This is a genomic window from Microcoleus sp. B6-A1, assembly GCF_036705085.1.
Classification (GTDB): Bacteria; Cyanobacteriota; Cyanobacteriia; order Cyanobacteriales; family Microcoleaceae; genus Microcoleus.
Genome location: NZ_JAUBTU010000037.1, coordinates 4,428 through 19,387 on the forward strand (window position 1 = coordinate 4,428; position 14,960 = coordinate 19,387).

The following is a 14,960-nucleotide window of genomic DNA, read 5'->3' on the forward strand; positions in this document are numbered from 1 at the left end:
TGTGGAACAGGCATCTTGCCTGTTCATAAAAATGGTACTTGTGTGGAACAGGCATCTTGCCTGTTCATAAAAATGGTACTTGTGTGGAACAGGCATCTTGCCTGTTCATAAAAATGGTGCAAGATATTATTTGTCACGCTCCTCTCTAATTAAAGCGGTACTATCTAGTATCATCCCCATATTCGCCGGACGAGACTCGCGACGACGGCTGATTTCTGCCAATATTTCTGTTACAGACTTTTTACGTTTTCCTGAGAGGGGTTTTGTCTCTGTTGATAACTCGGCTTCTAAAATGGCGATCGCAAACGCGCTAATCGAGAGGTTTTGAGCTGCGGCTAACTCTTGCAGTCTCGCGTACAATTCCTCTGGTATGTTTTCTATTTGCAGGGTAGCCATCTGTTAAACTCCTAGCATAGTTTGGCTAAATATTAGCATAGGGAGGCGGGTTTAGGAGGTATATTGAGATTTACCGTTGGGTGGGGGCGGGTTTACGAGATTGTTCGTTACAGCTCACATCTTGCACCATTCTCAAGAACGGGCAAGATGCCCGTTCCACAAAGAGTAGATTTTCTTGTGGAACAGGCATCTTGCCTGTTCCTAAAACGCTAATTGAGAATGGTGCAAGATGTCAGTTACAGGCGCGTATTGTTGGTGAACCCGCCCCTACAAATTCCTGATTCACGATTCCCGATTCCCGATTCCCATGCCCGATTCCCAATTAGTAATTATTAGGCAAAGACTGCCAAAAAGGTCGCTCTTCTGGCTTCCTCACAGTATTCGTCGCCGACTGCACGTTTCCTTTTAATTCTTGATAATACCTGTCATCCAGAAAACTAACGCTGACGCCAGCAGGAAGCAGCAGTTGGCGCAATCTTTCCTGAGTGTAATCTACACCGTCAATCATTGGCCCGCGCGGATTTGAAACTAACAACTTGCCGTTAACTGGCACCGAATTGACCATATTTGGCCACCAAGCATAACCGCTATAGCCAAACATCACCGGAACTTGAATAATTTGGTCGTCTCCGAGTAAAAACTCTCTTTTCAACTTCTCTATAATCGGATTAAGTTTCTGATTTTGCAAATAGAGATTGTGTTGAATTAAAGCACGGTTTTTCAAGGCGGCGCTGACTGTTGTTTGAGTGCTCAAACCACGATTGATCGCCACATCGCCGTAACCTCTTTCCTCCAAGTCTTGCAACAGCTTAACTCCGGCTTCGGGACTGGCGATCGCCATTACATATTGTCCGGGAGTTTGAGTGGGAATAAAATTGATAATTTCATCAACTTGGCGAGTCAAAAGCCAAGAAGTATCAATATCCACTGGCGGCCCTTGAATTCTCTGAGCTTGAATAAAATCAAGTACCTCTGGATTAAAACTAGCATTTCCCGAATTCCCGTAATAAACTCGACCCATTGGGTGTCCGGGAATCGGCGGTGTCACCTGCAAATTGCCGTATCCGTCAGACCACTGACTTACAGGGTCTAAAGAACGAGGATTGCCAATTTTAACTACTTTCAAATCAGGGTTTTGAGTTGATTTAACAGGCGGGTTTTTCTCTGGTTCGCTATTGCTTTTTAGGGCGACATTAAACTGGCGTATCTCCGATTTTTCGGGGAGTTGAACGTATCCGTTTTTCTGGGTATCTTGCATCCAAGTGCGATCGCCCTGGAGAATTTTTACTTTGGCGCCCGTGGGTTCTACTGCTTGTTTTAGTTGCGAGATAAATTCGCTGTTTACCGCGCCTCTGTCGCTGACCTGAACTTCGGTTACTGGTGCTGTATTGGGCGCTATCATCCAAGGACTAACGCCCATTTGGATTGTTGTGGAGGCGATTTCTTGACCGTTGTTTTGGGCAGTTGCTTTGAGATTAACAGTGCCGTTCCAATTGCGATCGGCAAATTGTTTTGCTTCGACACCTAAAACAATATTCGTGCTGAAAACTAGAGGTTTAGCACCGGATATATCTACAGGTTGCCAGCCGTCGCCCGTCTTCTGAAAAACGCTGATGTGAGGGCTAGCAATGCTGTCAGCCGTGATAAATAATTGAGAGGTTTTGAAGTTTTCCGACAGTGTTAAGTTAACTTGAGAAAGCATTGCTGCACGGCGGGGAGCGCTAACTTTGGTTTGTTTCCAAGTCGGTATCTTGCCGCGATCGTTATTGCGATCGTTAAATGAAATTAGCGCGCCACTGGACAAAGACCATTGTTCTTTTCCGAGTTCGTCTTGCTGGTTAATTTGGCCATCTCTGTTAGTATCTCCCGCAAAGAAAAAGTTCGACGGGGACGCAGCAGGCGTAGCTGGGGCGGGAGTTGGTGTTGCAGTTGATTCAGGAGTTGGTTGAGAAGTTGCTTGCTGATTTCTCTCTAACTCTTGTCTTTCAAGTTCTTGTCTGGCTAATTCTTGTCTGGCTAATTCTTGCCTTTCAAGTTCTTTTCTAGCTAACTCTTGTCTAGCTAATTCTTGCCTTTCAAGTTCTTGTCTAGCTAATTCTTGTCTGGCTAATTCTTGCTTTTCAAGTTCTTGTCTAGCTAATTCTTGCCTTTCAACTTCTTTCCTGGCTAATTCTTGCCTTTCAACTTCTTGCCTTTCAACTTCTTTCCTGGCTAATTCTTGCCTTTCAAACTCTTGCCTTTCTAGTTCTTTACGGGCTAATTCTTGCCTTTCAACTTCTTTTCTGGCTAATTCTTGCCTTTGGAATTCTTGTCTTTCTAGTTCTTTTCTAGCCCGGTCTTTTTTCTCTTGCTCTTTTCTCTCTATTTCTCGACGAGCAAATTCTTTTTTCTCTTGCTCTTTGCGGGCTCGCTCTCTTATCTCTTCTTCCTCGGCTCTAACTTTCTCAACAGAACGTGCGACTTGCATTTCATAGGTAGCTACACTGAGGTTTCCTTGGTATTCAATGGTTTTGTCGATCGCCCGATCGGCCAAAAAAGAATCGTGAGGAATGAGTCGCAGCGTATTGATAGCCAACTGCCACAGCCGCTGGGACTCTTCCCAGGTAGCAGAAGAAGGATTAGAAGTGCGTCCAATTAAGACTGCTTGGGCGGCTAATTTAGCAGCATCGTCCCAATTATATTTTGCTCTTTCTTCTATTTGAATCTGACTTTGAACGTTTTGGAGTTGCTGCGTCAGAGTTTGGGATTGCTGGCGGTTGATTGCGGATTTCCAAAGTTCACCAGGAAACGGGGCGCTGTCGGAAGTTTTGGCAAGGTTATCTAATTGTACTTTCAGGCGATCGCGCAATTTGTAGAGCTCGGAAAGGGATTGCGGAGTTTCCCCGTCTGGCTGTCGCCCAGAGAGTGCGAGTTGGTAGTTTAGGGAAGGTTGAGCCACTGTTGTGGGGACTGCTACCCAGATAATCCCGATGACGACACCGAAACCATTGATAATGGCGATCGCAATATATCGAACCCAGCGCATATAGTTTATCCTCAGACTCCCAAATGATTTTAGCTAATATTGGGAGCAATGGGGGATTTAATTATAAGGACTTACGCATGGGCCCAGAAACCGGGTTTTTTACGAAAATACTTCGCTGCTACCGATAGATTAGGTAAAAACCCGGTTTCTTAGCATCGCATACCAGGCCAGAAACCGGGTTTTTTACGAAAATACTTCGCTGCTACCGATAGATTAGGTAAAAACCCGGTTTCTTTGCCAAAGTCGGTAAGTCTTGTTATCGCAAATTCGCGCCATGTTTTAAGCAGCCTCATTTTCTATTCTCGCAGCTTCAATTTCCTCTGGGTGTGCCTCAGCATAAGCCCAAGCATTCGCCAAATCTGCTGCACTCAAATGAGGAAAGTCTTGCAAAATCCGCACATCATTTGCACCCAGAAGGCGATAATTTATCATCGACCAAATGGGTATGCGAGTCTTGGCAATTCTAGCATCGCCGCCGCACACGCCCGGAGTTTTTTCGATTCCTTGCCAAGTATTGCTTAGACTTTGAACTAATAGCTGTATTGCTTGAGTTTTTTCACTTAGAGTTAAGGCAAGTAGTTGTTTTTCTAATTCTTTCAGTGCCATTTTTTACAATCTCAATCCTTTTTTCTAAATTATAACGCTTTATCCACCTGTTGAACCTCTTCCAAGGTTAGCCCCAGAAACTCTGCGATTTGCTCGTCGATCAAGCCAAACTGCCGCAACTTACTAATTTTTTCAATCTTGGCTTCATCCTTTGCCTGCTGAAAGTCAGGAGTTTTAGGCTGATTTTCATCTGGGCTCGCAGTAGGGCGATCGGAACAAACATTGATATAGCCAATTATGTTGCTATTACCAATAGTACAATCCGAGATATTCAGATTTCCTTGCCGATCTAGAACAGATTTAAGATTACCTTTATCAACAGGTTCATCAAAGGTATCAGATAACATTTGTAAAAGTTCGTAACCCACATCTTTAACGTGACCTTGTGTAAGACGATAAGTATCTGCAATCTCAGAATACTTTTGTTGTTTCAGTGTTCCCTCGATAATTCCGCGCTGCAAGTCATTTAGACGTTTGCCTGTCTTGGCATAGACTACTTTATCTACAAATTGCAATACCTCGTGAATGTCCATCAGCATAGAGGTGAGAGAACTAGCAGTATTATACCCGACTTTATCCGTCTATATCCGTCCAGATCCGACTTGCACATCAAGGTTAGAAAAGCTCCGTCTTTTTCCGCTTTTCAGATTGTGAGAGAAAACTCTACTATATGGAGGGTAAAGTTATGAAGCGTAGCTTGGCTGGAGAAAGTAGCTATGAGTGGAGGACTCTTCGATTGGGTTGGCGAAGTGGTTACTGAGATCGGCTCTGAGATTGCTGAAGCCTTGGGCTTTGATGATGCTGCTGGTAGTAACTCAGGGGAGGCACAGGCGACAACCACTAGCAGAAGTCAAGAAATAGGTAGAGCTAGTTATGAAAAGGGAGAAAAATTTGAGGAAGACACAGAGGAAAAACTCGCAAAATTTGGATTTAATGCTGTTCAGGTTCCTCGTAACTTCCTTTACAATGAGACATGTGAACAGTACGGTAGACCTACTCAAATCGATGTCACCATTGATGACAATAATGACAACGAAGTAGCAATAATAGAGTGCAAATCTTATACATCTAAATGGAATAATGACGAGGCGGTCGATCAAGCTAAACGGCTAGTTCATGTAGCAAATGAGAGAGGAATACCCCTCATATTTTCTACTCCTGATGGTACTACCGACTGCTTCGGCTCTCGTGTCAAAGAAGTGTTGAATGAAACTCAGTGCTTCGTAATCTCTCCCGATAATATCTTCTTTGCCGATCCATCTGATGTCAAAGAAAATGGCATTACGTTGGGACTTCCTCCTGAAATTAAACCTCACTGGAATAGTAACAGTAGCGATAGCGGGGGAGAATCATTATCGAGTGATGGTGGAGGAGAATCCTTACTTGGTGGCTTTATATCATCATTTGTTGGCTTTTTTGGGAGCAGTCCCGACTCTGAATCAAGTGATACTTCTGATTCCAATAGCAGTGATTCTGGCGATAGTGGTGGCTCTTGGGATTTGTTCGGTAATTGGTTCGATGATAGCTCTGACTCCGAATCTAGTGATAATTCTGATTCCGAATCTAGTGATAATTCTGATTCCAATAACAGTGATTCTGGCGATAGTGGCAATTCTTGGTTCGGTGGTTTGTTTGGGGATAGCTCTGACTCCGAATCAAGTGATAGTTCTGATTCCAGCAGTAGTGACTCTGACTCAAGTTACAGTTCCGACTCTGGCTCAAGCTATAGTTCCGATTCTGGAAGTAGTGATTATGGAGATAGTGGCGGCTCTTGGGATTTGTTCGGCGCTAGCTCTGACTCCGAATCAAGTGATAGTTCTGATTGCAGCAGTAGTGACTCAGACTCAAGCTACAGTTCCGATTCAGACTCAAGCTATGGTTCCGATTCAGACTCAAGCTATAGTTCCGATTCAGACTCAAGCTATAGTTCCGATTCAGACTCAAGCTACAGTTCCGATTCTGGAAGTAGTGATTATGGAAGTGGGGATTATGGCGATAGTGGCGGATCTGATAGTAGCTCTAGCAGTAGTGATAGTTGGTGGTAACACCTGCTTTTTATGGAAAGGAAGCAATGGATAAAGCTATCTGGCAAGAAAATAAATTTTCGGCAAAGGTAAGCGACTACATCATCCTAGTAGCACAGGGCAACATCCTAAATAGTGAGACTTGCAGTGTGGTTTTATGACTCAACAACCAGTTATTAGACAAGAGACTCATAGCGGACACAATTTTGAGACTCCTCTCTCTCAACTATCGGAAACAATTAGAAAAAGCAAATGGGCTAGGTCTCCACTAGATGCGATAGTTACAGATGGTTTGGAAGTTGCCAAGGAGACTGACGCTATTTACTATGAGGAAGGAAGCTTTACCAAGTTTAGGCTATACCTACTGTACAAAGTAGCTTTTGAAGTATGGTCATATCAGCATCAAGCTCTTCTTGAGATTCTTAAAGCCAATAAACAGCAACAGTTTCCAAATAATTCGCAGCTAGTTTGGCAGCATCACAATGTAATGATAAATATGTTTGATGATCTCAACCAGCTTGCTAGTGTCACTGACCCCAATAGCTTGAGAGATAGCTGGTTATCAGTATGGACACAGACTATCTCTGAGTTGACGAAATTCGTAGACATCCCAAGGGTTTATCCTGTAAATAAAAACAAGCGAAATTTCCCTAAATTTAGCTTTAGGATGAGACTATCGGATATGTCTGTCAATACTAAGTATGCCATTCTTTCAGCCTTTTTATTGGTGCTTGCAATAGTGATTGTTACCCGAATACTGATTCGTAATTGAGGAATATATGAGAGATAAAGGAATAATACCAATCTTAATTACTGGGTTTTCCGTTGGACTGCTTTGGGACTTCATGACAACATTTTTAGGAGTAGTATCAATAGTTGCAGGTCCAAAATTTTCTATTTCTCTGAGTAATTTTGATCCCAATACTTTAGGAGCCTACGGAATAGGTGTTGCTAGTACAGTTATAGTCTTTTGCTTCAACCTACTTACTACAGACGTATGGAAAGAAGCTCGTGAGGGAAAATGGACATTAGTATTACCTTGGTTTCTCTGCGTTGTTTTTGACTTCTTTACATCACTTGCTGGAAACTACCATTTTATACTACCGGAGAGACAAAATCAAATAGCTGTAACAGGTGTCGTATGGTTCGCAACTCTACTCACTACCATCAGTCCAATGGCTGTTCGCTATTTAATACTGGAGTACGAGGATAAGAACCGCTAGATAGATATAAGTTCCCAAAACAAAAACCCGGTTTCTCTAAGAAACCGGGTTTTTTACGAGAGGCGAGCATAATTAATGTGATATAATATCGAGTAAAACTATAATTGTTTGAGCTTGGCAGTCCGCCACTTCAAATTATGAAGTCAACACAACAGTTTACAGCAATTATTGAACGAGAAGGCGATGGATATATATCCCTTTGCCCAGAACTTGATATTGCCAGCCAAGGTGACAATATAGAAGAAGCGCGACGAAATCTGATCGAAGCGTTGGAACTATTTTTTGAGACAGCAGATCCTTCTGAAGTCAAGAATCGGCTGATAAGATTCGGCGATTGAAATCGCTTCTACACAAACGAAGTCTGCCTCCGCCGACTGAAGAATATTGATATCAAATCGGCGATTGAAATCGCTTCTACACAAACGAAGTCTGCCTCCGCCGACTGAAGAATATTGATATCAAATCAGACTTAAATACCCGGTAATTTTCTTAGTCCGCGAAGGCGGACTTTGTTTGTGTAGACGCGGTTTCAACCGCCGAGTTTATCAAAACAACCCCAAAACAAAAACCCGGTTTATCCAAGAAACCGGGTTTAATCATCCGCGTTAATCCGCGTTCATCTGCGGTTGCAAAATCCTACAACTGCTTCACCTCAGCAACCAACTTCGCAACCACATCCTTAGCGCTACCAAACAACATCATCGTCTTATCCTTATAAAACAACTCATTGTCAACACCCGAAAAACCAGCACTCATCCCGCGCTTAATCACGATCGTATGTTTGGCCTTATCAACCTCCAAAATCGGCATCCCGTAAATCGGGCTCGCCGTATCGTGACGCGCCGCCGGATTCACTACATCATTCGCACCAATCACCAACGCCACATCCGTTTCTTCAAACTGCGGATTGATATCGTCCATATCGTACAACTGCGGGTAAGGCACATTTGCTTCCGCCAACAGCACATTCATGTGCCCCGGCATCCGCCCAGCCACCGGGTGAATCGCGTATTTCACGTCAACACCCATTTTTTCCAAACCGTCGGCCAACTCGCGCACGGCGTGCTGTGCTTGCGCTACAGCCATCCCGTAGCCCGGAATAATTACAACCGATCGCGCATAGCCTAACATCATCGCACTTTCTTCGAGATTGATACTGCGAACAGTTTTGTCGATCGCACCAGCAGCCCCAGCAGCAGCCCCAGCACTAGCACCACCGCTACCAAAGGCGCTAAACAGCACACTACCTAACGATCGATTCATCGCCTTGCACATGATTTGCGTCAAAATAATCCCCGACGCGCCCACCAATGCACCAGCGATAATCAGCATATTGTTCATCAAAATGAACCCAGCCACACTCGCCGCAATCCCCGAATAAGAGTTAAGCAGCGACACCACCACCGGCATATCGCCACCCCCAATGGGTAGCACAAACATGATTCCCAGAATATTGGAAATCGCCACCAAACCCAGGAATACCGGCACATCCTCCGGATTAAACAGCATATAACCGCTGCCGGCTAAAAGTGCGATCGCCAGCGCAGCATTAAACGGCTGTTGCAGCGGAAACGTCATCGGCGCACCCGGTAGCAATTCTTGCAGCTTCGCAAACGCCACAAGGCTACCAGTGAAAGTAATTCCGCCAATCAACACACCCAAAAGGATCGTGATTGTCGCGTCTGGAGTTGGCGATTCCGGGATGCTGAGATAGCGCCAGAATTCGCCCACAGCAACGAGTGCAGAAGCCGCGCCCCCAAAACCGTTAAGCAAACCCACCATCTGCGGCATATCCGTCATCGCGACGGTTTTTGCCATAATTGTTCCCAAAATGGAACCGACGATTATTCCGACAGCAATCAATTCGTAGCTGACTACTTGCTTTTCCAGCAAAGTACCGACGATCGCAATTAACATCCCGATCGCAGCTAACACATTTCCTTGACGCGCAGTTGCAGGGGAACCCAACTGTTTCAAACCGATAATAAACAAAGATGCCGCAACTAAATAACCTAGTTGAATGCCACTGGGCAGAAAATCGCTCACGCTTTAACCTCTTTTTTCTTGAACATTTGCAGCATTCGATCAGTTACTAAGAAACCGGCGACAACGTTAATTGTGGCCAGGGCGATCGCGATCGTCCCCAAAATCGAAGTAACAGTCACATTACCTTGGCCAGAAATCAGAATTGCACCTAAAACCGCAATTCCTGAAATCGCATTGGAACCCGACATCAAAGGTGTGTGCAGCGTCGGCGGGACTTTATTAATTACTTCAAATCCCACAAACGACGCTAGAGTAAACACCACTAAACCTGCAATCAATCCTTCTGCCATAACAATTGGTAATGGGTAATTGGAAATAACTCGTTCCCGGTTGAATCCGCCAGGGAATTCATTCCCTGGCTCAAAGCCAAAGTCCTCTTAAGAGGACTAATAGACCTCTCCAATAATTCTTGTGGAACAGGCATCTTGCCTGTTCAAAAAAGCCTTTTTTGGAGATATTTAATCAGTTCTTCAGTCCTCATAGCGAGGACTTTAGCTTTGAGGCAGGGGTTTCAACCCTTGCCGGACTTTGCCTGATAACGACAGAATCTAACTGACGGCTGAAGCCTGAGCAGCCAAAGCATCGCGAACTCGCTGGTTACTAATTTCACCATCGCGAGCCACACAGGAACCAGCAATGATATCGTCTTCAAAATTCAAATTGAGTTCCTTATCTTTCACCATCAACTGAACTAAAGCCGAGATATTCTTCGAGTAAGTTTCGCTAGCGTGTACCGGCATCGACGAAGGCACATTAATCGGGCCGATGACATTAACGCCGTTCCATTCAACATCTTTCCCCGCTTCCGTGCATTCGCAATTGCCGCCTTGTTCGCCCGCGAGGTCAACAATTACCGATCCGGGCTTCATTTGAGAAACCATTTCTCTAGTAACTAAAATAGGTGCTTTTCTGCCGGGAACTTGAGCAGTTGTAATCACTGCATCGGAAGCGCTGACGTGTTGGGTGAGCACTTGGCGGGTGTATTCTTTAGCCGCTTCTGAGAGCTCTTTAGCATAACCTCCGGCGGCGACGGTTTCTTCCTTGAGTTCGACATCAAGGAATTTAGCGCCCAAACTTTGCACTTGTTCTTTTGTTTCTGGGCGGATGTCGAAGGCTTCGACTACCGCACCCAAACGGCGCGCCGTGGCGATCGCCTGTAAGCCAGCAACGCCCACACCCATTACCAATACTTTCGCGGGGCGAATTGTACCCGCCGCCGTTGTCAGCATCGGGAAATACTTCGGCAATGCACAGGCTGCGATCAGTACCGCTTTGTAACCGGCGACGTTAGCCTGAGATGACAGCGCATCCATGCTTTGAGCGCGGCTGGTGCGCGGGATCATTTCCATGCTGAATGCCGTTACTTTGCGATCGGCTAAACGCTGCACTAAAGCTGGATCTCCCAGAGGATTCAAAAATCCGATGAAAACGCCTCCTTCCCGGAGTTGATGAACTTCTGATTCTTGCAGGGCCCCGATTTTCACGACGACATCGGCTTCGCCCCACAGCCTAGCGGTATCGGCGACAACCTGAGCTCCTGCTTCTTCGTAAGCAAGATCCGAGAAAAAGGATTGTGCGCCGGCACCGGCCTCAACCCAAACTTCGACCCCCTGTTTGACTAATCGGGCTACAGCGTCGGGTACTAAAGCCACCCGGCGTTCCCCTGCTGCTATTTCTTTTGCGATCGCTAATTTCATGAACTCTCCTTATTTAAGCCTTCCCAGGGCGGTTGAAACCGCGCCTACACAGACAAAACCTGCCTCCGCAGGTTTCTTGAAGTGCGATTTTTAATCGCCCGATGCCTTGCTTTACATTGAAACAGCCGTTGCCCTAAACTTCTCTCGTTGATACTAAAGCCGATCGCCCAAATTCGACCCGTATCTTTAACTTATCTTATACATTCAAATTCGCTAAATTGTTAAGTTTGCCACCGATTATGATATAATTTTATGTCGCCTAATTCTGTAGTTTGAATGTCAGTTATCAGTATTACGCAAAAATTACGCAAAAAAAAGTGACCTCAGCCGGCGGGCGATCGCCCTCATCAAATGGCTGAGAGATTCGATATATTGTAGGCACGATCGCAAATTTCGGGCGAGCAATATTTAATGTTCACCAAAAAACTGGGCGGAGCGTAGCGGAGGGCTGAAGCCCCGTCCTTATAGGACGGCTTTGATTCTCTTCATTTTCTGTTAATTGTATTGATAATACATGGTACAATAAAGCAATCAAGCAATAGTAAACAATGAAAGCAAGGTACAAGTACAGAATCTATCCGACCGACCAACAGAAACAGAGCTTGGCTCAGTTATTCGGTTGCGTTCGCGTTGTCTGGAATGATGCTCTTGCACTTTGCAAACAATCCGAAAAAAAGCCGAAATCGACAGAACTTCAGAAAATAGTAATAACTGGGGCAAAACAGACTGAGGAAAGGACTTGGCTGGAAGAGGTGTCATGCGTTCCCTTGCAACAGTCTGTAACCGATTTAGAAACGGCTTTTAAGAATTTCTTTGATTCCTATAAAGGGGAAAAAAAAGGGCAAAAAGTACGGTATCCTAGGTTTAAAAAAAAGACAAGCCGTCAATCGGCCAGATTTACCCTTCGTGGATTTTCCATGAAGAAAAACGGTGGCGTTTACTTAGCAAAAATTGGAATTGTCAAGCCAATATGGTCGAGGGATTTGCCGTCAGCACCTAGCTCGGTCACGGTAATCAAGGATTGCGCTAATCGCTATTTCTTAAGCTTTGTTGTAGAGGTCGAACCAGTTCAATCCGAGGCTTTGCATCCCAGTATTGGTATCGACTTAGGGATTAAAACCTTTGCGGTAATGAGTAATGGCGCCAAAGCCGAAAGTCCTAGTTATAAAAAACTAGACCGGAAAGTTCGCAAACTGCAACGCAAGTTAGCTCGCCAACCTCATGACTCCAAAAGAAGGAATATAACTCGAATCAAGATCGCCAAGCTTCATAACCGTATTTCTGATGTCCGTAAAAATTTTCTACACAAATTATCGACCAAAATAGTCAACGAAAACCAAGTGATTGTTTTGGAAGATTTAAATGTGTCGGGCATGGTTAAGAACCGCAAACTTGCTAGAGTAATCAGCTTGCAAGGTTGGAGAGAATTCAGGACTTTGTGCGAAGCTAAGTCTGAAAAGTTGGGCAGAGAGTTCAAGGTGATTAGTCGATGGGAACCCACCAGCCAGGTCTGTTCGGACTGTGGTTTCAAGTGGGGTAAAATCGATTTATCTATTCGCTCAGTGCTCTGTTTGAATTGTGGTACCGAGCAGGATAGAGATGAAAATGCGGCTAGAAATATAGCTCAAGTCGGGATGGGGAATCGCCACGACTCTAAATGGACGCTGAGGGATTGTCAGACTATTTCGGTAGCAGAACCCGATGAAGCGTCAAGAATCACCGCGCCTGATAGCCGGTGAGTATTTCAACAAGAGTTTAATTAGAGGAGTTGTTATGCGACGATTATTTTCAGCACTAGCGGTTACAGGTTGCTTGGTGGCTGGATTACCCGCCATCAGTTTAGCTCAGTCCATGCCAGGATTCACGATTTTCGGCGGCCCGGAGCGCGCCAACCAATTAAACTATCGCTTAGATTACGGCAAAGCGGGGATGAGCGGCGATAGATATCGGCTGCGAATTCCTTCCAAAAAAGTAAGTTTGGCGATCGCCCAACTGAACATATCCTATCCAGACTACTACAAAGGCGAATTCGACCAAAAAGACATTAAAGTGCGCGTCAAAAACAAAACAATAGAATTGCAAGAAGTAATCTGGGACAAAGAAAATCGTTTCATAGAAATTTATCCCACAGAACCAATTCCTGCAGGCAACAATGTTGAGGTTGTACTCTCCAACGTCCAAAACCCATCTCCGGGCGGAATGTACCATTTCAACGTCCGCATCCGCACTCCTGGAGACGTTCCCTTGCTGCGTTACCTCGGTACTTGGCTATTGAGCATTGATTGAGGAAAGAGTTAGAGGAAGGAATTTCTTGTTAGTCAAGCGATCGCGACTGAAAAATTTAAATGTGGCGATCGTTTTGCTGCGGGCAAAAATTTAACAATACTCAAATCCGGGTTTTCGGGAGTTATAAAATAGAACCTTCGGCTCATATCGCAATTCTCAATGATTCGTAATAATGAGTCTAGGGGCAGTCCCCCGATGGTTGCCCTTAGCTAATTAGGGGTAAGCCCCGGGGCGCTACCCCTACAAAATGTTTACCAATCAAATAGGATTGCTAAGGCCGTACTCTCGCATGAATCTACTAGCAAAAATCAAAACAATACAACTTCCTCCAGCGCTGCGATCGAGAAATTATCGCCTGTTTTTTGCAGGACAAGGGCTCTCACTGATTGGCAGTTGGATGACGCAAGTCGCTACTGTTTGGCTTGTCTACAATTTGAGCGATTCACCTTGGATGCTCGGCGTGGTGGGATTTACAAGTCAAATCCCCACATTAATTTTACTGCCTTTTGCAGGAGTTTTAATCGATCGCTGGAACCGCCACCGAGTCATAATTGCCACTCAAATATTAGCAATGGTTCAATCCTTAGCGCTAGCATTTTTAGCGCTAACAGGAGTCGTTAACATTTGGCAGATCCTGGTACTGAGTTTCTTTCAAGGCGCAATTAACGCCTTTGACGCGCCGGCACGGCAAGCTTTTGTACCGGAACTTGTAGAAAAGAAAGAAGATTTAGCAAATGCGATCGCCCTCAACGCTTCCATGTTCAACGGAGCCCGATTAATCGGCCCAGCAATTGCAGGTTTGCTAATAGCTACAGTCGGCGCAAGTTATTGCTTTCTTATTGATGGACTCAGCTACATAGCTGTAATTGCAGGCTTATTAGCGATGAAGATCAAAGCCCGTAAAATTGCGGCAACTAATACCAAACCCTTACAAAGATTAAAAGAAGGATTCGTTTATGCCTTCGGGTTTCCCCCGATTCGAGCAATTTTACTGCTATTAGCATTAGTCAGTTTTGCGGGAATGTCACACACAGTATTAGTCCCGATTTTTGCCACAAAAATTCTGCAAGGCGACGCACAAACCCTCGGCTTTTTGATGGCATCTTCGGGAGTTGGCGCCTTCGCGGGCGCGATTTATTTGATTTCTCGCAAAAGTATAGTTGGCCTCGGCAAATTGATTGCGATTTCACCAGCAATTATGGGATTCGGGCTGATAGGTTTTGGTTTGTCCCGCGTCTTATGGCTCTCATTAATCATGATGTTGTTCGTGGGGTTTGGTTTCATTTTGCAATTTGCAGGAGGAAACACATTTTTGCAAACAATTGTGGAAGATGACAAACGCGGAAGAGTGATGAGCATATACACGATGGCATTTTTTGGAGTGACACCGTTTGGTAATTTAGTGGGCGGCGGATTAGCCAATTATATCGGCGCTCCCAATACAGTCATCATTGGAGGTATAATTTGTGTTTTAGGCTCCATAGTTTTTACCAAACAGTTGCCCGCTTTAAAACATTTAGTCAAACCAATTTATCAAAAAATGGGTTTAATTTCCTAAACAATTTGTAAACGGCTCTTTTTCTTTGTTCCCCTCTCTTTCTCTGCGCCCTCTGCGCCCTCTGCGGTTAAAAAATCCAAATTAATTACACCAGAGGCT

At 44.8% G+C, this 14,960-nt stretch carries 14 protein-coding genes; 7 read left to right on the forward strand and 7 right to left on the reverse strand.

The features are described 5' to 3' along the window. Positions 1–126: 126 nt before the first annotated feature. The 4 genes from QUB11_RS15540 to QUB11_RS15555 all read right to left on the reverse strand — a co-directional run bounded on the left by QUB11_RS15540 (position 127) and on the right by QUB11_RS15555 (position 4,560). Entirely contained in the window at positions 127–396 is a 270-nt protein-coding gene (locus QUB11_RS15540; RefSeq protein ID WP_333204243.1) for a FitA-like ribbon-helix-helix domain-containing protein, read from the reverse strand. Between the two features lie 322 nt (positions 397–718). Next, positions 719–3,421 (reverse strand): protein-arginine deiminase family protein, encoded by a 2,703-nt coding sequence (locus tag QUB11_RS15545; RefSeq protein WP_333204241.1) that lies wholly within the window; start codon positions 3,419–3,421, stop codon positions 719–721. 279 nt (positions 3,422–3,700) lie between these two features. Next, a complete protein-coding gene (locus tag QUB11_RS15550; RefSeq protein ID WP_333204240.1) occupies positions 3,701–4,027 on the reverse strand; it encodes a DUF433 domain-containing protein in 327 nt (108 codons plus the stop codon). Positions 4,028–4,056: 29 nt separating this feature from the next. Continuing rightward, positions 4,057–4,560: a hypothetical protein gene (locus QUB11_RS15555; protein ID WP_333257039.1), complete on the reverse strand. Its 504-nt coding sequence runs from the start codon at positions 4,558–4,560 to the stop codon at positions 4,057–4,059. A gap of 183 nt (positions 4,561–4,743) precedes the next feature. Here QUB11_RS15555 and QUB11_RS15560 point away from each other — a divergent pair, with 183 nt between their 5' ends. The 4 genes from QUB11_RS15560 (at position 4,744) to QUB11_RS15575 (ending at position 7,612) form a co-directional block, all read left to right on the forward strand. After that, on the forward strand, positions 4,744–6,072 hold the full coding sequence (locus QUB11_RS15560) for a hypothetical protein (protein ID WP_333204236.1): 1,329 nt from the start codon (positions 4,744–4,746) through the stop codon (positions 6,070–6,072). Positions 6,073–6,208: 136 nt separating this feature from the next. Beyond that, entirely contained in the window at positions 6,209–6,823 is a 615-nt protein-coding gene (locus QUB11_RS15565) for a hypothetical protein (RefSeq protein ID WP_333204234.1), read from the forward strand. A gap of 7 nt (positions 6,824–6,830) precedes the next feature. Further along, positions 6,831–7,274, forward strand: coding sequence for a hypothetical protein (locus QUB11_RS15570; RefSeq protein WP_333204232.1), 444 nt, complete (start codon positions 6,831–6,833; stop codon positions 7,272–7,274). A 137-nt stretch (positions 7,275–7,411) separates the two neighbouring features. Beyond that, complete coding sequence (locus QUB11_RS15575; RefSeq protein ID WP_333204230.1) at positions 7,412–7,612, forward strand: type II toxin-antitoxin system HicB family antitoxin; 201 nt, start codon at positions 7,412–7,414, stop codon at positions 7,610–7,612. Between the two features lie 298 nt (positions 7,613–7,910). Here QUB11_RS15575 and QUB11_RS15580 read toward each other — a convergent pair whose 3' ends face one another. The 3 genes from QUB11_RS15580 to QUB11_RS15590 all read right to left on the reverse strand — a co-directional run bounded on the left by QUB11_RS15580 (position 7,911) and on the right by QUB11_RS15590 (position 11,017). Then, the gene (locus tag QUB11_RS15580; protein WP_333204228.1) at positions 7,911–9,320 is read right to left on the reverse strand and encodes an NAD(P)(+) transhydrogenase (Re/Si-specific) subunit beta; all 1,410 of its coding nucleotides are present in this window, start codon (positions 9,318–9,320) and stop codon (positions 7,911–7,913) included. Further along, entirely contained in the window at positions 9,317–9,610 is a 294-nt protein-coding gene (locus QUB11_RS15585) for an NAD(P) transhydrogenase subunit alpha (RefSeq protein ID WP_106150865.1), read from the reverse strand. Before QUB11_RS15585 ends, QUB11_RS15580 begins: the two co-directional genes overlap by 4 nt. A 258-nt stretch (positions 9,611–9,868) precedes the next feature. Further along, entirely contained in the window at positions 9,869–11,017 is a 1,149-nt protein-coding gene (locus tag QUB11_RS15590) for a Re/Si-specific NAD(P)(+) transhydrogenase subunit alpha (RefSeq protein ID WP_333204224.1), read from the reverse strand. 548 nt (positions 11,018–11,565) lie between these two features. Here QUB11_RS15590 and QUB11_RS15595 point away from each other — a divergent pair. The 3 genes from QUB11_RS15595 (at position 11,566) to QUB11_RS15605 (ending at position 14,861) form a co-directional block, all read left to right on the forward strand. After that, the gene (locus QUB11_RS15595; RefSeq protein WP_333204222.1) at positions 11,566–12,756 is read left to right on the forward strand and encodes an RNA-guided endonuclease TnpB family protein; all 1,191 of its coding nucleotides are present in this window, start codon (positions 11,566–11,568) and stop codon (positions 12,754–12,756) included. A 34-nt stretch (positions 12,757–12,790) separates the two neighbouring features. Continuing rightward, positions 12,791–13,303, forward strand: coding sequence for a DUF2808 domain-containing protein (locus QUB11_RS15600; protein ID WP_333204220.1), 513 nt, complete (start codon positions 12,791–12,793; stop codon positions 13,301–13,303). 289 nt (positions 13,304–13,592) lie between these two features. After that, complete coding sequence (locus QUB11_RS15605; RefSeq protein WP_333204218.1) at positions 13,593–14,861, forward strand: MFS transporter; 1,269 nt, start codon at positions 13,593–13,595, stop codon at positions 14,859–14,861. The last annotated feature ends 99 nt before the right edge of the window (positions 14,862–14,960 follow it).

Coding starts and splice junctions, on each gene's coding strand:
- QUB11_RS15540 (WP_333204243.1), bottom strand. CDS start 396: ATGGCTACCCTGCAAATAGAAAACATACCAGAGGAATTGTACGCGAGA.
- QUB11_RS15545 (WP_333204241.1), bottom strand. CDS start 3,421: ATGCGCTGGGTTCGATATATTGCGATCGCCATTATCAATGGTTTCGGT.
- QUB11_RS15550 (WP_333204240.1), bottom strand. CDS start 4,027: ATGGCACTGAAAGAATTAGAAAAACAACTACTTGCCTTAACTCTAAGT.
- QUB11_RS15555 (WP_333257039.1), bottom strand. CDS start 4,560: ATGGACATTCACGAGGTATTGCAATTTGTAGATAAAGTAGTCTATGCC.
- QUB11_RS15560 (WP_333204236.1), top strand. CDS start 4,744: ATGAGTGGAGGACTCTTCGATTGGGTTGGCGAAGTGGTTACTGAGATC.
- QUB11_RS15565 (WP_333204234.1), top strand. CDS start 6,209: ATGACTCAACAACCAGTTATTAGACAAGAGACTCATAGCGGACACAAT.
- QUB11_RS15570 (WP_333204232.1), top strand. CDS start 6,831: ATGAGAGATAAAGGAATAATACCAATCTTAATTACTGGGTTTTCCGTT.
- QUB11_RS15575 (WP_333204230.1), top strand. CDS start 7,412: ATGAAGTCAACACAACAGTTTACAGCAATTATTGAACGAGAAGGCGAT.
- QUB11_RS15585 (WP_106150865.1), bottom strand. CDS start 9,610: ATGGCAGAAGGATTGATTGCAGGTTTAGTGGTGTTTACTCTAGCGTCG.
- QUB11_RS15590 (WP_333204224.1), bottom strand. CDS start 11,017: ATGAAATTAGCGATCGCAAAAGAAATAGCAGCAGGGGAACGCCGGGTG.
- QUB11_RS15595 (WP_333204222.1), top strand. CDS start 11,566: ATGAAAGCAAGGTACAAGTACAGAATCTATCCGACCGACCAACAGAAA.
- QUB11_RS15600 (WP_333204220.1), top strand. CDS start 12,791: ATGCGACGATTATTTTCAGCACTAGCGGTTACAGGTTGCTTGGTGGCT.
- QUB11_RS15605 (WP_333204218.1), top strand. CDS start 13,593: ATGAATCTACTAGCAAAAATCAAAACAATACAACTTCCTCCAGCGCTG.